We start from the raw sequence: 21437 nt of genomic DNA, 5'->3' as shown, positions 1-21437 counted from the left end.
GCTATTTAAGCATTATAGCCTTTTTTACTTTTTTGTTTTGTTTAAGTCCCGTTAGGACTTACGCAAAAAACCTCTCAAACTCTCATTGCTCTGCGCCTCTGTGGTTCGATTTTCCGTAACCCGCGTGTAAGTTTTGAAAATTTTTACCTTGCAGACCAGTCTTAACTATGAATTCTCTGCAATTATTGTTGCAGAGAATTCATAAGTCATGGTTAATTTATTAAATACTTAACTAAGAAGATATAGTTCTTGGTTTTCGTCATCCTCAGAGGTTGTTTTAAAAGTGGTTTGCTGTGATTTTAGGCACTTATCGATCCCCCCTAACCCCCCTTAAAAAGGGGGGAACCTTCTTCAAGTCCCCCTTGGAAAGGGGGATTTAGGGGGATCTCAAAGGATTTATACATCACCAAGGACTTTTAAAACATCCTCTCAAGTACGGCAACATACAGGTTTTGCAGTGGCTTAACTTGAGTGTATCAAGGCAAAATTGTAGCGATCGCGTTAGAGTTTGAGCAAATAGACATCAAGTAGTTTAGCTTTCAAGTTATCATGAGGTCAGTTTAGAGCAATTATCAAATTTAATTCAACAATGCCAAAAACATATAAGGCTTGGTTGAAAGGAAGCCGTTTAGAGTGGATTGATGAAGTACCTAAATTTGGAGAGCAGCAAATTCAAGTCCACGTGACATTTCCTGATAACGAAACAGCCCTAGAAACAAAGTCACGAGGGCGGAGAATGGCTGAGATATTGAACAACCTCGCTACAAGTGAAGCTCCCAATATTGATCCAGTTGTGTGGCAAAGGGAAACCCGTCAAGACCGTTCACTTCCAGGGCGATAAATGCTTCTCGATAGCAATATCATCATCTACTCTGCTCAACCAGAGTACCCCCAACTGAGAGATTTAATTGCTGAGTATACACCTGCGGTATCAGCACTCAGCTACCTTGAGGTGTTAGGCTATCATCTGCTTACAGAACAACAACGCCAGTATTTCGAGGAATTTTTTCAAGTTGCTCAGGTTTTACCGATATCTCAAGATGTGTTAAACCAAGCGGTAATCCTGCGACAACAAAGGCGAATGACTTTAGGAGATGCGATTATTGCCGGGACTGCGTTGGTTCACGGATTAATCTTGATAACGAGAAATATAGATGATTTTCGTTGGATTGCTCAACTTGAGTTGCTAAATCCTTTTGAGAATGATGAACCCGAAGTAGTTTAGCAATTGTTTTTTATAATCAGTTTATTGAATAAATAATTGTCCTCAGATGGGAACAATAGGCTAAGACATTGCTGGAAGTCAACCCATACTATGAGCATGACAATTCTCAGTCTTCGAGCGGCCCTGCAAAGCCTTCCCGAAAACGCACCAGAAGCTATTATAAGCGGCAATTTTGCTCCTCACTTGTTGAGGGCGTTAGGGTTTCAATCTGAAGAAATTTATCCACAATATAACACTGGTGACGGTGCTGTTGATAAAGCAGCCAGAAAAACTACCGAAGATGATGTTTTTCTATACACCAAATCTAATCCATACCTTCTATTGGAGTTAAAAGGAAGGGATGTTAACCTATCTGAAGATACCGCACAGTATCAAACAACAGTTAACCAACTGAAGCGTTATCTACTCGCGCCTAATTGCAAAACAGTGCAGTGGGGAATAATTACTAACTCCTGCCATATCCAACTGTTTCGTAAGCATGGGAAAGTAATTCATCCGGCAACACAATGTCTTGCAATTGATGCAGATAATATTGATAATGTAGTTGCTTCCATTAGGCAAAAAATTGAAAATCCTGTTAAAGCTCTAACCATTGCGGTTTATAACAACAAGGGTGGAGTTGGAAAAACGACAACTACTGTCAATTTAGCAGCTATCTTAACTTTTTTAGGTAAAAAAGTTTTAGCAATTGATTTTGATCCTAACCAACAAGATTTAACCAGTTCTTTAGGCCTTCCATTAAGTAAAGGCAGTGTGTTTGAGGCTCTAACAGAAAGAAATGTAGAACTTCAAACTACTCTACACCCTTATAAATTTCCTCTAAAAAAGCTTAGTGCCGAACTGAGATTTGATGTTATTCCCGCCGATCAAGAACTGACATCTGTGCCTGAACATATCTTACTTAATCATCTGAGAAGTAACACTCTTCATCGCAAGCTAGAATTTTCAAGACAAGAATATGATTATATACTGATAGATTCGCCACCTAACTGGCGAGTATTTAGTCAACTGGCTGTTTATGCAGCTGATGTTGTTCTTATTCCCACAAAGCATAACAATCTTTTTTCTTTAGAAAATGCTGCAATGGCGATGAAGAAATTCATTCCTGAAGTACAATCTAAAAAAGTTGATGGTAGCCCTATTCCCTTGCCAATATTCTTCAATGGCGAAAAGATTACGCCACCTAAACTGGCAGTTGCTCAACAAGAAATTAATAACATTCTTAAAACTGCTAAAAAAGAGGGATTTAATTTACTTCCTTACTTCTATCCCAAGTATACCAATGCCAGCAGAGATCTTCGTATTCATGAGGTTCCAAGCTACGCTAATATAGCTGATTCAGCTTTTTTGCGTATTCCTGCGGTTTATAGAGATCGATCTGCTCATGAATATTACAAAAATCTAGCTAAGGAGTATTTTTTACAATGAATAGTCTCAGCGATATTGGAAATTTAATGCATTTATATTTGGATGAAATTGACCCTGGTGAAGGAACTGATGCGCCTGAATTTTTAATCAAAGCATCAGCCCATTTACTTAACCAAAAAGGAGGCCGCAATTGGATTCCAGTTATTGTAAAAGAAACTGGCGAAGATAAGTATCAAGTAATTGCTAACTCTTTCATTTATGCGATTGCAGAAGAGGCTGGCTTAGATCGCGTTTGGTGCATTATTACTGATGGTAGTGATGAGACAGTTGAAGTAACAAAAATACTTGCAGGGGAAGAAATTCCAAAAATCAATCTTTCTAAAGCATCTAGGGATGAAATTAAAGCAGCATTAGAGTATTTAGTCAAACAACCAGACAGCGCTCTCAAAGCAGTTAAACCTGCTATAGCTACAAACCGGATTGATGAAGCTCCTCGTCAATATTGGAAGACATTAGAGCCAATCATTAATCTGAAATGTGGAATTACCAAAGGTAAAAAACTTGATGCTTTAAATCAAGTTTTTTATCTGACTCCTCAACCAATGCCGCCTACGATTACCGATACTAAGATTCTCAAAACAATGTCAACGGCTGATCTAAAAGTAATGGCGAAGAAACGAGGCATTACTGGCATCAATAAGATGAAAAAAGACGATCTTGTTGATGCATTGAGTAAGCCTTTAAAATAAAGAGAAGACAACAGAGCGATCGCCCAGTATTAACAGTGCGATCGCATTTAATTCCGCCCAGAGGAATGCAACAAATTAATATTTTAAAACAAGACTAACTTTGGCAACTTGGTATTAAAGAGGAGTATCTTAACTTTTGCGTAAAATCGTGGCGAATTGAAAATTGGAATTTTAACACAAAGAAGCGCAAAGATACGCAAATAATTTGCTACAAATTAATCAAAGGTATCACTTCATCAAAGGAACAGTAGAGCCAGCAAAATGAATTTCTTTAGCAGCATTAAGTCCAGATTCTAATGCTCCTTGAACCCAGCCTCTCGTTTTGGAAGTATGGTCTCCAGCAAAATAAATCTTTCCTTCTGATTTCCCTAATTCTGAAAATAGTTTCTTCTCCTGTTCCTCTGTTGGATAGGCCCAGCCTCCTTTTGACCAGATATCTTTTGTCCATGAATAAAAGTGCGATCGCACAGAATAATTAGTTACCCCAGGCAGAATCTTCTCCCAATGCTGGAGTAATTTTGTCTGTTGAGCTTTGCCCTCAAAAGCATCGATATCAAGAGCTTTTTTTCCTTTGAGATAGGCATGAAGAATACCTGTCTTTTCAGGTTTATCCCAAGTAGTATGCCACAGTTCTTCATCCTCGAAAAATCCCCACCCATTTAAGTTATCTTTTTCCCAGAACCGATTAGGAAATTTAACAAAGCAACGGGTTGCTGCTCGATAGTTATATCCTCCTGCGGCCGCCTGTTTTTTTGCTGGAGATAGGTCAGGTGAAAAAGTAATCTGATTTAAGACGGTTAATGGGACAGTACACAACACAAAATCACCAAGATATTGTTGCCCTGACAAGCACGACACTTCAACACCATTAGATGTTTGTACAATCCGAGCAACAGGATCATCAAGTTTAATTTTGTCTGTCAATGCTTGGGCGAATGCTTGGGGAAGTAAATCAAATCCATCCGTCAGTTTTTGAATCTCTTGTGGACGGATTTGTGGTTGATTTTGAAATAGTTCTTTCGCTGTGACTAATATACGTTTTCCGTCCTTCATCGTGAGATATTTCCCAGATGTCGGCGCAAATTGTGAAAGTCTTAAACCAAAATGTTTAATGTAACTAAGGGTTAAATGATGATTTGGTGGGATTCTAGCCGCTCCAAGTTCTACTAAATCCCCTCCTTGAAAGGCTCCTCGCAGGGTTAACACTCTACCACCGACACGTTTCCTTGCTTCTAAAATGGTGACATCATGACCAACTGCTGTTAATTCATACGCTGCCACTAAACCGGAAATACCTGCACCAATAATAAGTACTTTTCGACGCGGCAATCCTTTGGGCAAAGCGCCGGGGGAAGCTGGTTTTTGGGCTTGTACTTGATCGTAGGTGACAGTTGCGGCAATGGCGAGAGTACTCCGCAATAAAAACTGACGACGATTCAGGTTGAACATAGAGGCGGAATTATTGATTGGGGAAGGACAGCAATTTAGGGTATTCTTATTTCTCGACTAGTAATGTTTCCTCATCATCTTTGAGATGTCTTTTTGTCTGGGCAACAACTACTGCATCTAATATCTTGAATGCTGTTTCAAAGTCCATTGCTCAGGATTGAATTACAACTGTTTATAAATTTAGCTACAACCAGAGTTTTTAACTTTCCAGATTTTTCCCTAACAAAATTTAAATAGCTGAAATCCAGACTGCACCTGCTTAGGAACTTCCAACTAAAAAAATATCCCATCGCATTGAGGGCGGGGGAGCAGGGGGAAGGAACAGTCGTGTTGAACCAGAAATTGGAATAATTTATTTTTTGGATTTCCCTTAAGGGAGGATTACTCTCCTTAAATTTTATTAATTCACCTTACTTAACATTTTTTGTAGTTTAATTTTTTAGATGTTGAAACTCGTACAAAGCACACTAGAGTACCGTAAGATTCAATCTTATGAGTATTTATCGACTACGAATGATGTTTTAGAGGGGTGATGCTATCGGTACTCTGTGTGAGATTGACGATGCGATTGATCAGTATGAACTTTTGACCCAACAAGCTACTGAGGTTTGAAATGGAACAAGAAATTAAACAAGCTATAGATCTGGCTAATCCTCAAATTGTGCCAGAACCAGAGCCAAAACCCGAACCACCACCAAAAATAACAATTTATGATTTGGCAGATTTGCTGGCTAAGAACGAACCACCTAAAAAGTAAAAGTACCCAGAAGTTAAGAGCAACCCAAGGCTTGCGAATGTGGCATTGATTTTAGCTCTGGTTCTGGTTGCAATCATCTTCAGTCAATGGGATATTACGTTTGAATTTGGCGATCGCACATTAGTTTATTCATCTGTAACTCTTACATCAATACTCCAGAAGGCTTCTTCTTGGGCACAAAACTTCAAATTTTGGACGCGATCGCCTCACACCCCAATTCAATCAATTAATTGTCCGCCAAAACTTAGAAGCTGATCAACAAGGATTAAAAGATTACCTAAACTGAAAGCTTTAAACCTCACTGATCACAACAATCCCCGATAACGAATAAAAACCAAAATCACCGCCCACGACCCCAACGCGACTTTGACCGCGACTAGGATATTGAGCAAGGGGATAACCCCTCCACTGACAAGTGCGCCCAACTCTCCGTGCGGTAACTCTACTCCAACCAAAGTTATAACCGCCAGTACAATGAAAACTAGAACCGAAACTTTCTCCCATGTAGCGGCGTGCCAACGCTGGTAGATTCCTTGCATCCACTGCGATGATGAGGTAATTGCAACCAGGCCGATCGCTGTTCCGCCCGCCACCCCAGCCGCAAAACCACCGCCGGGACTGAGATGCCCCCGAATCGCTAGTTCGATACCTACCAAAGAAGTAATGGTGGCTCCCAGACGTGCCAGAACAATTGATGGTTGATCGGTGAACTGATAGATCGCGCAGAACGGCCCTTCATTCGCCAGCAGAAAATGGGCACCCATTACCGCGATCGTAAATACCACCACTTCAAAGATAGTGTCATACAGGCGATTCCTGAGAATGATACCTGTAACTGCATTAGGTACCCCACTATCTTGTACAACCGATTCGACGATCGAGAACGATAAGTCCGGTGCCGGATTGGGCATGATCAGGAATTTGACGTACAGTGCTATCCCCGCTGCAATATAGACCCATTTCATATAGCAATCCTATCTGAGTTGTGAAAAATATTTTGTTTAACGAACCGCAAAGGAGGCGAAGAAGGAGAGGAGAAAAAATTTCATGAATGATTTAAGTAAGTCGGCACAATAAAACCAAACTGTGTGAAGTAAAGTAAACAAGGATCAAATCCTTTTTCCCCCTGCCCCCTGCCTTATCCCAACGATAATTATTTACGCCGACCTACTTAGGACTGCTATAGATGTTTTCCCCTGAGTTTGGTGCATTTTCATAGGTCAAGATTGTCGCTGGTGACGAAAGTTCGGCTTTCATGATGTCATAGAGGCGTCGAACTCTGGTCGTGGTGTGATAGAGTGGCGCATGGTCTTGGTCATCGTGTTCCGATCGCGATCGCTTCTTACAGGTCGCATGGATTTCTTTGTCCATCAACGCTCGGTACAAGGCCTGCCTATTCGTGTACGGGACTAGCTCAAGACGCATATAGTGTTTGTCAAAAATTGTGCGTAATTCATCGATCAATTGTCCAAAATGGCGTTCTGCTTTGCCGTCTTGCAGAGAATCTTCATCTGGCTCGATCGCACTCTCTTCGATCACGCCAAGACGCATGACCAGCGATGAACGCACCGCGATCGCATAAAGTGTAATCGCCAGCAGGGTACCCATCAATGCTTGGGTCAAAGCGACATCCGCCGCCCCCAAAACTGCAAATACCAATGCCGCCACCGCTCCCAGTATTCCTTGGATGACTAGGGCATGGTATGGATTGGACTGAAGTACCAGCATGAACGCGGATAACGGCAACAGGGCAGTGATGATATAAACATAGCTATCATTCATGGTCACCCTCGCTGCTAGAACAGTATGCCAACACATACCCCAGCACTGTATTCCAGATTGCCAAGGAGATAATGCCAAGGATGAGCAGTGGCCATTCACTAGGTATCTTCAGGAGCAGCCCGACAATGATACTCATCGAGCCAAGCGTATCTGCAACCGAAAGACTATGCAGCTTGAATAATACTGAGCGATCGCCGACCAGGGGCAATGTTCCCCAAAACCAGAAGCCGATTCCTACGCTTATGCAGATATAACTAAACAGGTCTATCATAAGTAGTTGGGCAAAATTAAATTCATTCGTAAAGACAGGGAACAGGAAAACAATATGTGTATGTGTAATTAATTTTGTTTAGGCATTTATATCATTCATACGTTTCAGTAGATGTGCCAACAACATTAATCCGGCATTACCCACACTCAGGATGATCACCCCGACAACACCGATCATCCAATCATCGCGCAAGACGGATACGATCAGGATCATAATTGATGTCTTGGTTGCGATACTGGCAAACGCCAACATTTTTTGCCAAATATCATCATCCTGCCAAGCCTCGTAGATAGGTATAAGCAAGGCCAAAATCATTGCAATCAGTACCACGTTCATACCTTTTTCCTCCGTCTAATGCGGTGTACTTCGTACCAGCCATGTTTGTGGTATTTCAAGACAATAGTTTTTGGCGTAAAGGTGATCAGAAATATATCTAGGAATATCAGCCCAGGCGTCCGTTGGGGTTTGACTCGTTCCATGATTACATCTTCGTGATTATGCGGACGGAAGATGATTTCAAATGCCTCCATATACGCCTGGGGAATCGCCACGATGACCTCACCCAACACACGCAGCCAATCTTTTAATGCTTCCGGGACTTTCTGACGGCCCGGCAATAAAAGTGCGATGCTGACGCCGATGATGATATTTGCCAAACTGACATCGGCGGTGAGCAGAAACCAGATGGCTAGTCGCAATATCAGATTCAGATGCCCAACCATGCAAATCCCTTCCAGAACAGCAGGATTAAAATCAGACTCATCACACCGATTAGATGCTCAAATTGCTCAAAGACACGCGGTAGCCTGACTACTAAGTGTTTAAAAATCAGAAAGTAAGCCAGCCAACCAATGGCGATGGTTGCCAGAGGTTTGATGATATTATCGACGGTATAAGCCTCGTAATACACAACATTAGCTAGAATCAGCCCACCGATCAACAAGATGACGGCTGCCCAGAAACCAGGTTTTACATCCGCTTTTCCCCCACGCGGCAGAAATATGAATTTGGCAAACGATATTGCTGTACCAAGGGCTGCAATATTCATAGCGATCGCTTGCCAAGGCAGCAAATTCTTTGTCGTCAACACCTTCGCCCCAAAACCGGACAACAAGGGAAAGCCCGAAATCGAGAAGCTGGCCATGACCAGGGCAATCCAGATTGGGGTAGCGATCGGTTGATGTTGCAGTTCCTTAAGGTTTCGACTCGGTAAGACACCTGCTATTAAAAAGAGCGCCGATTTAACCAGACCGTGCGTCAGCGCATAAAAGCCACCCACGACCGGGGCGGCGAGGATAAAGCCTAACTGCGAAACCGTGTGAAACGCCAGCATCCGCTTGGTATCTTTTTCAAAGACTGCATAGAACACGCCCAGAAGCGCAGTGCCAACTCCGAAGGTTCTTACTATCGGGTCAACCTCTGCCACCATTAGCGCACACCGCACTAATGGATAGACACCAGCTTTGACTACAACTCCCGACAGCATGGCCGACACTGGCGTTTCCGATTCGGAGTGGGTCAATGGCAACCATAATCCCGATACAAAAATTCCTCCTTTTGTCAAGAGTCCCAGAAAGATGAGGGCAAGTGCCTCCGGTGGTGCTACGCGCAACCCGGCAAAGCTGAAGGAATGATGCGCCTGATAGACCAACACCGCACCCACCAGATAAAACAGCATCGCCACGTTGCTGACAAACAGATAGCGCAAAGCTACCCAAATTGATCTGTCAGTCCGGGGATAGGCAATCAAAAGAAACGCGGCAATACTGATCACCTCCAATGCGACGTATAAACTGATCAAGTCTGCACAGGCAAACGCAGCATTTACGCTACCATGCAAAATGATCAGCTGTGCGTAAAAAAAAGCTGTCTTATCGCTTTGCCAACAATAGAGTATGACTGCGGCTGTGACCAGCGCGTTGGTTAAGATAAAGTAGCCGCTTAATCGATCAACTGTTAAGATAACGCCGAAATTATCCAGTAATTGTAGTGTCAGTGATGGTTCAGCAAATACCTGTAACGCATATACTACTGAAGTAAAAGCCACCCCCAGTGCGAGGTAGCGGTCAAGTTTCGGAATGAGATAAATGACGAACCCTAAAAAAAACGGTAGTGCTATCCAGGCGATCGTAATGGTACTCATGGTGTGTTGTTCTTCTCGATTTCGTCGCTTTCCAAGGTCGGATTATCCCGTGCCAGCTTCATGACACCGACCAGCATTAAGGCCTGAATCGAAAATCCGATCACAATCGCCGTCAATATGACCGCCTGGGGGACGGGATCGGAGTAAGCGCGATTTTCGACGTTAGAAACAATTGGTGTGAACAAGCCATCTCGTGATGCAATCAGCACGTAATAGGCGATAACCCCCGTACTCATGACATCCATAGAGATGATTTTCATAACAAGGTTCTTTTTAAGGATGATGCCGAAGAATCCACACAATATTGTTGCGAATATGCACGCTTCTAACACGGGAATTGTCTGTTGGGTAGTGGTATAAAAGTAGCTAGCCTATTAAATTGGCTTCCTTTAAAGATTCTTTTTCTTCTGGGGATTGTTTAAATGCAAACCGCAATAAAGGCGGTGCTAAGAAAGTTGTCAAAATCACCATAATAACGATCGCAGCTTGCAATGGTTTATCAAGGGTACCACTAGCTGCACCAATTCCTGCAAAGACTAACCCAACTTCGCCACGGGGAATCATCCCCACACCAACCGCTAATCGGTTAATTCCAGCTTGACCAAAAATAGACCAACCTGTCACAATTTTACCGATAATTGCTACCACAATTAAGAAGGTAGAAATAATTAATCCTTCTCGATTTCCGGGAACTAAAGGATTAAGAACACCTAAATCAACTTTCGCACCAACTGTCACAAAGAAAACTGGTACTAAGATATCAGCAATGGGTTTAACCTGCTCATCTAGCTCTTTGCGTTTATCCGTTTCATCTAAAACTAAGCCAGCTGCAAATGCGCCTAATATCGCTTCTAAATGAATGGCATTACCCAAAAAAGCCATGAAAAAGGCAAAAATAAATGCTGGGATAATTAAGTTTCCTCGTGTTTGCAATATATTAGCAATGGCGACAAAACTCTGATTGAAATACTTACCCAGCAGAATTGAACCAATAAGAAATACAGTAGCGCTGACAATTAGATAAATCACGTTGAAAATATCAACTTCACCAGTTTTTGCAAGACTCGCAACTACTGCCAACACGATGATACCTAAAATGTCATCAATGACAGCTGCACCTACAATAATTTGGCCTTCACGTGATTTTAACTGCCCAATTTCTGACAAAACTTTCGAGGTAATACCAATACTAGTAGCTGTCAGCGCTGCACCTGCAAAAATTGCCGGAATTACTGGTGCATGAAATAACAAAATTAGCCCCGCTGTGCCAGCCGCAAAAGGAACAGCTACACCAACACAAGCAACAATTGTCGCTTGATAACCGACTTTCTGTAATTCTTTTAAGTCTGATTCTAGGCCAATTTCAAATAACAGAATGATTACACCTAGTTCGGCAAGCACAGAAACAACTTCGCTCTGAGTTTGGAAGATTGATGTGACTGCATCAGGAGTGAGGTTGTTAATAAATTGCAGAATAGTCATGATGATGGAGTCGGTAGCAGCTGCCCCGCTGTCGGGAAATACTACTAAATGGAGAGCAGAAGCACCCACAACCACGCCACCAACTAATTCTCCTAAGACGGGAGGTAAGTCGATTATTCTAGATAATTCACCACCAATTTTACTAGCTAGATAAATGACTACTAAACTTAGTAGTACGCCAGTCAGAACAATAGGAGCATATTCCGCCTCGTTGGTTGTTGCTAATAAAGAAGGCTGTAAACCTACAGCGAGAAAATTTAACCAGGTAAATGAATTAACTATTGGTTCTGAAAAAATCATGTGTTTGTTTGTGTTGCTGATTCATTCCAAAATAATTCGTAACTTATAATTCGTAATTCGTAATTAATAATTCAATTACGAATTACTAATAGGTATTAATTCCAGGAGTATTAGCAGAACTTGCATGAGGATTAACTAAAGCAACAGCTTGTTTAAGTGCCTCTACACGATCTACAAACATCTGATGCTGTGGTACAAACCTCAAAATGCCAAACTTTTCTAAGCGCCGTTTGACTTTGCCAGTTGCACCAACAATCAACACATGACGACCTTGTTCACTAGCATCTTTGATGGCGTTTTCAATTGCTAAAGAAGCAGTGACACCCAACATTGGGACATCACTCAAATCCATAATCAACACATCAGAGTCAGCCATTGCTGAATGTTCACGAGCGATCGCCTTTGATACTCCAAAAATCATCGGCCCGCTCAGGTAGAATAACAAGACACGTCCATTAGCTTGGTCTATCAATCTTTTCTCTTCGTCGTTCAAGACAATTGCATCATCAGCATCGGTAATTGTCTTCACTTCCTGAGCTTGTAATTCAGACAAGCGATCGATAGTTAAGATATTGGCAATGAAAACTCCCACGCCGACAGCGACAATCAAGTCAACAAATACGGTCAAGAACAACACACCGTACATGATGATTGTGCCTTTCAGGGACACCTTATGAGCGCGTTTCAAGAAGCTCCAGTCAAGGATGTCGATCCCCACCTTTAAGGCAATACCAGCCAATACTGCCATCGGGATAGGTTGAGTTAAACCAGCCGCCCACAAAACTACAACTAATAAAATTAGCGCACGAGTTAAACCAGATAAAGCTGTACTAGCACCTGTTTGGATGTTAACTACAGTTCCCATCGTCGCACCCGCACCAGGTAGCCCACCACACAAACCAGAAACTAAGTTACCAATACCTTGACCAATCAATTCTTTGTTAGATTTGTGTTCGGTACGAGTCAAGCTGTCTGCAATTACTGCTGTGAGTAGAGTATCAATACAACCCAACATCCCTAACATTGCACCATCCACAATCATGACTGTAATTTGGGCAGGAGTAAATGTAGGAAATTGCAATGTTGGCAACCCGACGGGAATTTCGCCAATGCGTCTGATATCTGCACCACCAAAGATAGTCAACGAAACTATAGTTCCGATAATCAAGGCAACTAATTGAGGAGGCGCAAAACGCTTAAGCTTGGATGGCATCAAGAAAATAATTGCCAGCGTCAGCACACCCAAAGCTGTTTCAGCAGGGTTAACCTTAGTTAATAACTGAGGCAGGTTTTGCACCATCCCCAGTACGCCACCTTTGGGATTAGGCTGCCCGACAAAAGGCGCAATCTGCAAAATAATCAGAATTACCCCAATCCCAGACATAAAGCCAGAAATCACACTGTAGGGCATGAGGGTAATATATTTACCCAACTTAAATATCCCAAAGAAAATTTGGAATACTCCCGCTAGCATGACTACGGTAAATGCCATTGCCAAGCCATTTTCGGGGTTAGCTGCGGTCATGGAACTGACAATTGCAGTCATGACTACGGTCATTGGCCCGGTTGGCTCAGAAATTAGAGTTGGTGTACCACCAAATAAGGCTGCAAAAAAGCCGACGCAAACTGCACCATAAAGGCCAGCTACAGGCCCAGCACCGGAGGCGACACCGAATGCCAGCGCTAGAGGTAACGAAACGATCGCAGCAGTTAAACCACCGAATAAATCGCCTCGTAAGTTTCTAAAATGGATAGTATTAGTCAATGACATACTGGGAGTGTGGTTACAAAAACAGCAAAATTTTGGTTTGTAAAAATTGCCAACTACTTTAAGTAAGTTTTATGTTTTATGCACATGAAAAATTAGGCAAAGAAAACTTTAATACTTTGCACAGCAGCAGAATATAGTACCTTTCTACATGGCGAGTCCCTGAATACGAATCTCCAATAGAGAAGGCTTAGGCTAAAGACAGTTCAAAAATTTGATTAGAAAAACTTACACAAATTGCAAGTTTTTCTTAAACGCTAACTAGAATACGGTTAACAATAGCTTACAGCGTTATACGTCAATATTGTGCGTTTACAAGCCTTAATATTAAATAAATATTAAATTGGTTTCATAGATAAAAGGTTATAGCTGTTGAGTAACTTTCATTGCAATAATTTATAAAATAAGTTCAAATTATATGAATTTTTATTTCAAGACTTGTAGTAACTGTTCAGGGTAGGTAAGCAGGATAAAATCTCCTGTACAGCATCGAAGCAATTAAATAATAATATTCTTAGATTTCACAAATTTTCCAAATCTAGCCAAGGTAGGCAACAGGTGGTGTCTAGCTTATTTCTTCTTTGACTACGGCTCACGTCATACTTTTCGAGAGCGGCTTTATTCCAAACGTCGCTCCCAGTTTTTGAGTATTTATACAGCTTCCGCTGCTATACTTAAAAATGCAAGGAGTGAGAGTGTCAATGAATACAGTGACATTTTTCCATTCTCTGGGAGCGGCTTATAATCCAAAGCTCACTCCTATTTTTTAGCATTCAATTCGCTACAATACTTAATATAAAGAGTGATTGCCGTTATGGATGAATAACTCAAAATTCCTTACCCATGTATAGTCTGCATTCACAGGCACATCTATGGTAAATTAAAAAACTGGGGGTCAACCCCTCATATTTGCATTGTACCGAGTCAGAGCGATTAAAAAAACCTTGAAAGCCGCTCTAAATAAGAATTAGCTCTTTTTGCTTGAGGCAATTCAGTTTAGCATTGAAGCTACAACTTGCGCCTGGGCTTGACCGAAGTTGTCTAGTTCCACTAATTAATCACGTTTCTATCCGTTGGATACCATTTGAACACTATTAGTTATCTCAAATCATCATAGACTTAAAGTTATGCTTGCCATTTAAAAATCATATATAAGAATTTATTAGAGTAGATATCGTTTAATTATCTAATTAAACTTATTTCCTTTTGATGCATATAAAGCTAATCTAGATTTTAACAAGATTAAGCAAACATTAATTTGTCTTAGTTTCTATACTTGCATTACCTAAGAGGTACGGTTGTATTTTTACAACTGTGCTTTGTGTTGCTGCAAATTTTTTGAGGTGAGTTAGTTAATGGCTCAATTTCTGCTGGAAACCGTTTGGCTAGTACCTTGCTACGCTTTGATTGGTGGGCTTTTAGCCGTACCTTGGTCGCCGGGAATTATTCGACGCACCGGGCCAAGACCTGCGGGCTATGTCAATTTAATCATGACATTTTTGGCGTTTGTCCATGCTGCTTTGGCATTTCCAGCCGCCTGGAATCAACTGCCCTATGAAGTATCTATACCTTGGTTGAGTACTGCTGGTTTAAACCTCTCTATTGATTTAGAAATTTCCTCGGTGAGTGTAGGTGCAATGGTAGTTATTGCTGGCTTGAATTTGCTGGCACAGATTTTCGCCATTGGCTACATGGAAATGGATTGGGGTTGGGGACGCTTTTATTCTTTATTAGGCTTATTTGAAGCGGGACTTTGCGCCCTGGCCCTTTGCAACAACTTATTCTTCAGCTATGTAATTCTGGAAATTCTGACTTTGGGAACCTACCTATTAGTTGGGTTGTGGTTTAGTCAGCCAATGGTTGTCACGGGTGCTAGAGATGCTTTTTTAACTAAGCGGGTGGGAGATTTATTCCTGCTGATGGGAGTGCTAGCAATTTGGCCCCTAGCTGGAACTTGGAATTATACTGAATTAGCTAATTGGGCGGCTACTGCCAATGTGAACCCAACGCTTTTGGCACTGGTTGGTTTGGCACTTGTTGCCGGGCCGATGGGTAAGTGCGCTCAATTTCCTTTGCATCTGTGGTTGGATGAGGCGATGGAAGGGCCTGTTCCCAGTACAATTTTACGGAACTCAGTAGTAGTTGCCACCGGTGCTTGGGTACTAATTAAATTGCAGCCTGTTTTCAGTTTATCGCCTATAGTTTCTTCAGCAATGGTAGCTATTGGTGCGGTAACGGCGCTTGGCGCTTCCATAATTGCGATCGCCCAAATTGATATCAAACGCTGCTTATCCTATTCAGTCAGTGCCTATATGGGTTTGGTGTTCATTGCAGTAGGCACGCAACAAGACGAAGCCGCACTGATGTTAGTACTTACCCACGCCCTCGCCGCAGCATTGTTGGCAATGAGTACTGGTGGAATTATTTGGAACAGCATCACCCAAAACGTCAGTCAGTTAGGCGGATTGTGGTCGCGCCGTCCAATGTCGGGGTTAGCTTATATTGTCGGGACTTTGGGATTAATTGGTTTTCCTCCCTTGGGAAGCTTTTGGGCATTGTTGAGATTAGCTTCGGGGCTCTGGGAAATTAAACCTTGGCTGGTAGGAGTGGTAATAGCGGTCAATACTTTAACAGCTTTCAGTTTAACAAGGGAATTCTGTCTAATTTTTGGTGGTAAACCTAAGCAAATGAGTGAGCGATCGCCAGAAGTTCATTGGCCTATGGCTCTACCCATGATTATTTTGCTGGGTTTTGTTCTACATATGCCTTTGGTGTTGCAAAGCTTATCACTTCTGCCGAGTTGGGCAAGTCTCAATAAAGATGTCGCCTTACTACTAATTTGGTCAACTGTTTTTGGTTGTAGCATTAGCAGCGTCATTTATCTGAGCAATATCGTTCCCAAACCTATTCGCCTCCCTTGGCAACCTTTGCAAGATTTGATTGCCTACGATTTTTACACACCAAAACTTTATCGGATAAGCATAGTTTTGGGTGTTGACCTGATTTCTAAATTCGCCGATATTGTTGACCGTTTTGTAGTCGATGGCATTGTTAACTTCGTTGGTTTGGCTTCGATTGGTAGTGGTCAAAGTCTTAAGTACAGCACCTCTGGACAAACTCAGTTTTATGCTTTCACAGTCCTACTAGGAGTCGGTGTTTTGGGAATGTTCGTTACTTGGCCACATTGGGGAAGTCAGTTATTAGACATGATGTTTTAAGTAAAAGGCATCGTGGTAAATTGAGTTTTGAAGTTGAAACGCAAAGAAGCGCAAAGTTTGTTTTAGTCAGAGTGCAATTAGAAATTTAGTAATTTGTTTGCCAACTTTAGAGTCTGAGGAAAATAAAATGAAAAGAATTTTTTCAAGAAGAAACTTACTGAAATTAGGTGCAGGAGCAGTAGGTACGGGCATAGTAACAGCAGGAGTAGGCTCTGAGTTAGCTTTTCCGCGAAAAGCAGTTGCCAAAGATGATATTTCTCCTGAGCAAGCACTGCAAGAACTAATGGAGGGTAATAATCGATTTGTCAAAAGGAGACGGAAAAGCCCTAATCAAACTTTTACACGTTTAGTAGAAATTGCTAAAGGTCAAAAACCATTTGCTTCTATTCTCGGTTGTGCAGATTCACGGGTTCCTTCAGAGATTATCTTTGATCAAGGTTTTGGGGATTTATTTGTATGCCGTGTGGCTGGTAATATCGCCACGCCAGAAGAAACCGGCAGTTTAGAATTTGGCAGTTTAGTATTAGGTTCAAAAGTAATTATGGTGCTGGGGCATAAAAGATGTGGCGCGGTAGAAGCCACAGTCAAAGGCGCTCAAGTTCCAGGTCAAATTGCTACTTTACTAGCTGCTATTAAACCTGGCATAGAATCAGTCAAAAATCAGCCTGGAGACAAGTTAGAAAATGCTTGTAAAGCAAATATTTTATCACAAATAGAAAAGTTGAAAACATCTCCACTTCTCTCACAATTGATTGCTGATAAAAAACTAATCCTTGTTGGTGGTTATTATGATTTAGATACTGGTCGTGTGACTATGGTTAGTTAACATTTGATGAATTCAAAATAGAGTGCTACAGACGTAAAAATTCTCGATTAATCAAATCAAACTTAAATTCACCATGCTCAGTGTTTTGATTTGGCTCCCAATTATTACTGCGGCTTTTATAGCAGTCTTGCCCCTAAATATCCCTGCCAATCGGATTCGTTTAGGAGCATTAACTCTTTCTGGAATAATTCTTTTCTGGAATCTGTTTATCCTCCTAAAATTTGACATCAACAATCCAGGGATGCAATTACAAGAATATCTACCTTGGAACGAAACTCTTGGTTTGAGTTATAAACTTGGAGTTGATGGAATTTCCATCTTGATGCTGATTTTAAATAGTTTGCTCACCTGGATTGCTATTTACAGTAGCAGCCAGCAAACTGAACGTCCCCGGCTTTTCTATTCTCTAATTCTATTCGTGAGCGGTGGAGTTGCAGGTGCATTTTTGGCAGAGAATTTACTACTATTTTTCCTGTTTTATGAACTAGAATTAATACCCTTTTATCTGCTGATTTCTATTTGGGGCGGTCAAAAACGAGGCTACGCTGGGATCAAATTTCTCATATATACTGCTGTTTCTGGGGCATTGATTCTGGCAAGTTTCTTAGGTGTAGTCTGGCTAACTGGCTCCTCCAGCTTTAATTATGATGCAGTTTCCACCCAAGCCCTATCAACGGCACTGCAAATTACTTTGTTACTGGGAATAATACTAGGTTTTGGGATTAAAATTCCTTTGGTTCCCTTGCACACTTGGTTGCCAGATGCTTACGTTGAAGCTTCCGCCCCGATCGCTATTCTTCTCGGTGGCGTATTAGCAAAGCTAGGAACCTACGGCATTTTGCGGTTTGGGATGGCACTGTTTCCCCAAGCTTGGAGTATTATCGCCCCATCTTTGGCAATTTGGGGAGCAGTAAGTGCTATTTATGGAGCTGTAGTAGCGATCGCTCAAAAAGACATCAAGCGCATGGTGGCATACAGTTCTATTGGGCACATGGGTTACATTCTACTTGCTGCTGCCGCCAGCACCCCCTTAGCACTCGTCGGTGCAGTTGCACAAATGGTTAGTCACGGTATTATCCTCGCCATCCTCTTCCATTTAGTGGGAGTCGTAGAAGCCAAGGTAGGAAGCCGCGAATTAGATAAGCTCAATGGCTTGATGAGTCCTATACGTGGTTTACCCCTCATCAGCGCCCTACTTGTTTTAGGCGCAATGGCTAGCGCAGGCATTCCAGGTATGACAGGATTTATTTCTGAATTTATTGTCTTCCAAGGCAGCTTCTCTGTTTTTCCTATCCCTACATTATTGTGTGTGGTAGCAACAGGTTTAACTGCGGTCTACTTTGTCATCCTTCTCAACCGCACCTGTTTCGGCAGACTCGACAGCAACCTTGCTTATTATCCTCAAGTTGAATGGCATGAGAAAATGCCAGCCCTCATCTTGGCGGTCTTAATCATATTCTTGGGTGTACAACCTACCTGGTTAGTGCGTTGGACAGAACCGACAACAACAGCAATCGTTGCAACAATACCTGCGTTGGAAAAAACTGTCACTCCCCAGATAGCCCTTAAAGAATGAGTTAGGACTTACGCCAAAACCCTCTCAAACTCTTATTTCTTTGTGTACTTTGCGTACTTTGCGGTTCATTTTTATAAATATGAATTTGCCTCACGCACAGAGTAAGAGATTTGGGCGTTGCTAATTGAAAATATGAATTTTTCTCACGCAAAGGCGAGCCAGTGCGTTGGTGAGGCAGCGACGGGTACGCAGGGGGTTTCCACGCCACTTGCTACAACGCGGGAAACCCGCGCAACGCAGTGGCTCCCCATGAGCGACTGCCGAAAGGGTTCCCCGGCTCCCTCACTGGCGTCGCAAAGACGCAAAGGTACAAAGAAAAAGAAAGCTAATTTTGGCATTTCATATTCTGATTTAGCAACGCCGAGATTTGAGTAGTAGATTTAGCAATAATGCCTATTCCCCAATCCCCAGCCCCCAGTCCCTAGTCCCCAGAAACAGAGGAAATTGAAATGGTACAAACTCCAGATAGACCTGTAACTAAATTACCTCCTTCTACACATGAATTTGCAGAAATAATTCATCGCTTGGAAGCTGGCGGTTCTATGTTACCGGATACGCCAGAAAACCTCATGCAAATTATCGGCATTTATAAAGCTTACGCAGTGCCGATGGATTTTTATTGGCGTGACTTGCTTTATATTGCCGAACGGGTATTTTTACAACCATTACCTTTCTTTAAATACTTCTTGCCTAAAGAGTATTTAGAACTCCACAATCACTATGCAGGTGATGATGCCGATTTGCGAATTTGGCGTGGTGAAGCAACTGCCCACCCCGAACTTTTGGCATTTATGGAAAAGGGTGAAACTTTCAAAATGCCAAAGTTATTCCATCACTTGTTTCACGATCGCATCAATATGGAATTTGCCGAAGCTTGTATGCGGGCTATGCTTTGGCATCGCCAGATGTACGCGCCAGTGAATCAATTTGATGCTTATCTGGATAGCGAAGAGTACAAAGCCAATGCAGACAGGGCAATTAAGGCATACTTTCAAGGCAATCCCGTCATGTTGGGACTCTACAAGCTGTTTCCAGATATGTTTTTGGAACAATGCCGCCAGATGTCTTACTACGCCAATCTGGGCTTGTTTTGGGAAGTTATGGCTCCAGTTTTCTTTGAGATGTCTGACATCTATGACGAAGGTGGGTTTAAAGGCGTCCCCGATGCAATGAATTTCTTGGTGAATGGAATTTTTGCGATCGCAGGTCGTCCCATTTACCACCATGTTTATATTCGGGGCGAATGCTACGAAATAATCCCCAAATCTAAAGGTTTCACCTGGCTTTACGAAGCAGCATTACCCTACGTTGAAGCTGTGTTTTATCGTACTGCTCCTTTCCGTGGTACAAAATCTTACAATGCTCAGGCGGGTCAAGTACCTGATAAGCAAGAAGATTTCCACTATGGTATTCTCTATGCCGATGTGTTTCCTGTTGGTACAGCAGGCATTCCACCAACACTATTAATGCAAGATATGTTGCATTTCTTGCCACCATATCTTGTTGAGTATTACAAAAAACATTGCCGGGGTGAAGATGATATGTTGATTCAGTTGGGAATTAGTTTCCAACGGTCAATGTACAATGTCACATCTGCGGTAATTCAAGCTTTACGAACAGCACTTTTATATCCTTTAGATGATCAAAATCCCAAGCATCTACAAGCGAATCGGGAATTTTTTGAAGCACAATTAAATCGTTTTTGTCGTCCTGAATATGGTATGCGTGATGCGGCTCGTCTACGAGATATTCAGCGACAGGATTATCGGTAGTAGTTCCTCCAAAGCCTCAATACTTTATACAGCGATCGCATGAATGTTTATGTAATGGGATACAGCATCGGTTAAAAAACGAAAAATCTTGAAACAGGTATGGCATAAAGCAGAATTGATAGAGCAGATTGCAGCTTGGTGATTGCTCAGATGAGTCTGAACCGCTACGATTGCTTTAGAAACTGAAAGAGCTAAAACGTTAAGTTTTAGCTCTTTTTAAAATGAATTAATGAATTGTCTTCCTTTTTAGCCCTTCATTAATATTTACCTTGAGTTTTTTATCTGTTGTGATTTTCAAAATTGTGATTGTTAGAATATGGATCAGCTTATGCAAGGATTCAAGTTATGCTGACAAGTGATTTTGATAAAACATTAGCTGCTATTGAGTTAAACGCAGCTAGAAAACTAAATTGGGATTATAACCAATTCAAAGACTGTTTCACTTTTATAGTCAATAAAGAAGCTATTGAGATAGTACCTCAGAAAAATCACCTCAAAGAATCTGATTTGCAAATTTTAAAGCAAGCCTTGTTAGATTATGGTTTTCAATACAAGAAAACTGTAGATGATTCTATCTTGGTTTTTGAGCAAGATGTTGAACTAAGATAGTGCTGAATCAATGTATCAGGCTTTTAATAGCCATTTTTAGTGTGTGGGAGCAAAAATTCTGATTGTAACTGTCAGCAGTAGAAGACATGACTTTTGGTGAGGGGATGCTTGTTTACTAACCCAATAACATTCGGATCTGAAC

General features: G+C 41.7%; 21 protein-coding genes. 11 read left to right on the top strand and 10 right to left on the bottom strand.

Annotation, left to right across the window (positions count from 1 at the left end):
- Positions 1-589 precede the first annotated feature (589 nt).
- From AC5JL8_RS26395 to AC5JL8_RS26380, 4 genes are all read left to right on the top strand, one after another.
- Complete coding sequence (locus AC5JL8_RS26395; RefSeq protein WP_495882645.1) at positions 590-841, top strand: hypothetical protein; 252 nt, start codon at positions 590-592, stop codon at positions 839-841.
- Positions 842-1225 (top strand): type II toxin-antitoxin system VapC family toxin, encoded by a 384-nt coding sequence (locus AC5JL8_RS26390; protein ID WP_495882644.1) that lies wholly within the window; start codon positions 842-844, stop codon positions 1223-1225.
- 96 nt (positions 1226-1321) lie between these two features.
- Complete coding sequence (locus AC5JL8_RS26385) at positions 1322-2653, top strand: ParA family protein (protein WP_495882643.1); 1332 nt, start codon at positions 1322-1324, stop codon at positions 2651-2653.
- 38 nt (positions 2654-2691) lie between these two features.
- Complete coding sequence (locus AC5JL8_RS26380) at positions 2692-3342, top strand: Rho termination factor N-terminal domain-containing protein (RefSeq protein WP_495882642.1); 651 nt, start codon at positions 2692-2694, stop codon at positions 3340-3342.
- A 228-nt stretch (positions 3343-3570) separates the two neighbouring features.
- Here AC5JL8_RS26380 and AC5JL8_RS26375 read toward each other — a convergent pair whose 3' ends face one another.
- Positions 3571-4791, bottom strand: a complete 1221-nt coding sequence (locus AC5JL8_RS26375; RefSeq protein WP_495882641.1) for a flavin monoamine oxidase family protein — start codon at positions 4789-4791, stop codon at positions 3571-3573.
- Positions 4792-5404: 613 nt separating this feature from the next.
- Here AC5JL8_RS26375 and AC5JL8_RS26370 point away from each other — a divergent pair.
- Both AC5JL8_RS26370 and AC5JL8_RS26365 read left to right on the top strand, forming a co-directional pair.
- Positions 5405-5548 carry a hypothetical protein gene (locus tag AC5JL8_RS26370; RefSeq protein WP_495882640.1) on the top strand — a complete coding sequence of 48 codons (144 nt, stop codon included), beginning with the start codon at positions 5405-5407 and terminating at the stop codon, positions 5546-5548.
- Positions 5549-5587: 39 nt separating this feature from the next.
- Entirely contained in the window at positions 5588-5803 is a 216-nt protein-coding gene (locus tag AC5JL8_RS26365) for a hypothetical protein (protein WP_495882639.1), read from the top strand.
- 50 nt (positions 5804-5853) lie between these two features.
- Here the strand turns inward: AC5JL8_RS26365 and AC5JL8_RS26360 are convergent, their stop codons facing one another.
- The 9 genes from AC5JL8_RS26360 to bicA form a co-directional block, all read right to left on the bottom strand.
- The gene (locus AC5JL8_RS26360) at positions 5854-6513 is read right to left on the bottom strand and encodes a Na(+)/H(+) antiporter subunit B (protein WP_495882638.1); all 660 of its coding nucleotides are present in this window, start codon (positions 6511-6513) and stop codon (positions 5854-5856) included.
- A gap of 202 nt (positions 6514-6715) precedes the next feature.
- Entirely contained in the window at positions 6716-7330 is a 615-nt protein-coding gene (locus AC5JL8_RS26355; RefSeq protein ID WP_495882637.1) for a DUF4040 domain-containing protein, read from the bottom strand.
- Positions 7323-7601 (bottom strand): monovalent cation/H(+) antiporter subunit G, encoded by a 279-nt coding sequence (locus AC5JL8_RS26350; RefSeq protein ID WP_495882636.1) that lies wholly within the window; start codon positions 7599-7601, stop codon positions 7323-7325. Before AC5JL8_RS26350 ends, AC5JL8_RS26355 begins: the two co-directional genes overlap by 8 nt.
- A 78-nt stretch (positions 7602-7679) precedes the next feature.
- Positions 7680-7937: a hypothetical protein gene (locus tag AC5JL8_RS26345; RefSeq protein ID WP_495882635.1), complete on the bottom strand. Its 258-nt coding sequence runs from the start codon at positions 7935-7937 to the stop codon at positions 7680-7682.
- Positions 7934-8323 carry a Na+/H+ antiporter subunit E gene (locus AC5JL8_RS26340; protein ID WP_495882634.1) on the bottom strand — a complete coding sequence of 130 codons (390 nt, stop codon included), beginning with the start codon at positions 8321-8323 and terminating at the stop codon, positions 7934-7936. Before AC5JL8_RS26340 ends, AC5JL8_RS26345 begins: the two co-directional genes overlap by 4 nt.
- On the bottom strand, positions 8308-9744 hold the full coding sequence (locus AC5JL8_RS26335) for a cation:proton antiporter (protein WP_495882633.1): 1437 nt from the start codon (positions 9742-9744) through the stop codon (positions 8308-8310). Before AC5JL8_RS26335 ends, AC5JL8_RS26340 begins: the two co-directional genes overlap by 16 nt.
- Positions 9741-10076, bottom strand: coding sequence for a cation:proton antiporter subunit C (locus AC5JL8_RS26330; protein WP_495882632.1), 336 nt, complete (start codon positions 10074-10076; stop codon positions 9741-9743). The genes AC5JL8_RS26335 and AC5JL8_RS26330 overlap by 4 nt, the downstream gene beginning before the upstream one ends.
- 34 nt (positions 10077-10110) lie before the next feature.
- Complete coding sequence (locus tag AC5JL8_RS26325; RefSeq protein WP_495882631.1) at positions 10111-11526, bottom strand: cation:proton antiporter; 1416 nt, start codon at positions 11524-11526, stop codon at positions 10111-10113.
- Between the two features lie 85 nt (positions 11527-11611).
- On the bottom strand, positions 11612-13297 hold the full coding sequence (gene bicA / locus AC5JL8_RS26320) for a bicarbonate transporter BicA (protein ID WP_495882630.1): 1686 nt from the start codon (positions 13295-13297) through the stop codon (positions 11612-11614).
- Positions 13298-14649: 1352 nt separating this feature from the next.
- Between bicA and AC5JL8_RS26315 the strand changes: the two genes are divergently transcribed.
- The 5 genes from AC5JL8_RS26315 to AC5JL8_RS26295 all read left to right on the top strand — a co-directional run bounded on the left by AC5JL8_RS26315 (position 14650) and on the right by AC5JL8_RS26295 (position 21295).
- Positions 14650-16512: an NAD(P)H-quinone oxidoreductase subunit F gene (locus tag AC5JL8_RS26315; protein WP_495882629.1), complete on the top strand. Its 1863-nt coding sequence runs from the start codon at positions 14650-14652 to the stop codon at positions 16510-16512.
- 127 nt (positions 16513-16639) lie between these two features.
- Complete coding sequence (locus tag AC5JL8_RS26310) at positions 16640-17338, top strand: carbonic anhydrase (RefSeq protein WP_495882628.1); 699 nt, start codon at positions 16640-16642, stop codon at positions 17336-17338.
- A gap of 73 nt (positions 17339-17411) precedes the next feature.
- A complete protein-coding gene (locus AC5JL8_RS26305; RefSeq protein ID WP_495882627.1) occupies positions 17412-18914 on the top strand; it encodes an NADH-quinone oxidoreductase subunit M in 1503 nt (500 codons plus the stop codon).
- A 449-nt stretch (positions 18915-19363) separates the two neighbouring features.
- A complete protein-coding gene (locus AC5JL8_RS26300; RefSeq protein WP_495882626.1) occupies positions 19364-20686 on the top strand; it encodes a CO2 hydration protein in 1323 nt (440 codons plus the stop codon).
- A gap of 345 nt (positions 20687-21031) precedes the next feature.
- On the top strand, positions 21032-21295 hold the full coding sequence (locus AC5JL8_RS26295) for a hypothetical protein (RefSeq protein WP_495882625.1): 264 nt from the start codon (positions 21032-21034) through the stop codon (positions 21293-21295).
- Positions 21296-21437 lie beyond the last annotated feature (142 nt).

The organism is Mojavia sp., assembly GCF_059505145.1.
The sequence above is the reverse complement of the archived record's forward strand: the minus strand, read 5'-3'. Positions and strand labels throughout refer to the sequence as shown.

Coding starts and splice junctions, on each gene's coding strand:
- AC5JL8_RS26350 (WP_495882636.1), bottom strand. CDS start 7,601: ATGATAGACCTGTTTAGTTATATCTGCATAAGCGTAGGAATCGGCTTC.
- AC5JL8_RS26335 (WP_495882633.1), bottom strand. CDS start 9,744: ATGAGTACCATTACGATCGCCTGGATAGCACTACCGTTTTTTTTAGGG.
- AC5JL8_RS26395 (WP_495882645.1), top strand. CDS start 590: ATGCCAAAAACATATAAGGCTTGGTTGAAAGGAAGCCGTTTAGAGTGG.
- AC5JL8_RS26325 (WP_495882631.1), bottom strand. CDS start 11,526: ATGATTTTTTCAGAACCAATAGTTAATTCATTTACCTGGTTAAATTTT.
- AC5JL8_RS26355 (WP_495882637.1), bottom strand. CDS start 7,330: ATGAATGATAGCTATGTTTATATCATCACTGCCCTGTTGCCGTTATCC.
- AC5JL8_RS26315 (WP_495882629.1), top strand. CDS start 14,650: ATGGCTCAATTTCTGCTGGAAACCGTTTGGCTAGTACCTTGCTACGCT.
- AC5JL8_RS26390 (WP_495882644.1), top strand. CDS start 842: ATGCTTCTCGATAGCAATATCATCATCTACTCTGCTCAACCAGAGTAC.
- AC5JL8_RS26295 (WP_495882625.1), top strand. CDS start 21,032: ATGCTGACAAGTGATTTTGATAAAACATTAGCTGCTATTGAGTTAAAC.
- bicA (WP_495882630.1), bottom strand. CDS start 13,297: ATGTCATTGACTAATACTATCCATTTTAGAAACTTACGAGGCGATTTA.
- AC5JL8_RS26310 (WP_495882628.1), top strand. CDS start 16,640: ATGAAAAGAATTTTTTCAAGAAGAAACTTACTGAAATTAGGTGCAGGA.
- AC5JL8_RS26305 (WP_495882627.1), top strand. CDS start 17,412: ATGCTCAGTGTTTTGATTTGGCTCCCAATTATTACTGCGGCTTTTATA.
- AC5JL8_RS26385 (WP_495882643.1), top strand. CDS start 1,322: ATGACAATTCTCAGTCTTCGAGCGGCCCTGCAAAGCCTTCCCGAAAAC.
- AC5JL8_RS26370 (WP_495882640.1), top strand. CDS start 5,405: ATGGAACAAGAAATTAAACAAGCTATAGATCTGGCTAATCCTCAAATT.
- AC5JL8_RS26375 (WP_495882641.1), bottom strand. CDS start 4,791: ATGTTCAACCTGAATCGTCGTCAGTTTTTATTGCGGAGTACTCTCGCC.
- AC5JL8_RS26360 (WP_495882638.1), bottom strand. CDS start 6,513: ATGAAATGGGTCTATATTGCAGCGGGGATAGCACTGTACGTCAAATTC.
- AC5JL8_RS26345 (WP_495882635.1), bottom strand. CDS start 7,937: ATGAACGTGGTACTGATTGCAATGATTTTGGCCTTGCTTATACCTATC.
- AC5JL8_RS26340 (WP_495882634.1), bottom strand. CDS start 8,323: ATGGTTGGGCATCTGAATCTGATATTGCGACTAGCCATCTGGTTTCTG.
- AC5JL8_RS26300 (WP_495882626.1), top strand. CDS start 19,364: ATGGTACAAACTCCAGATAGACCTGTAACTAAATTACCTCCTTCTACA.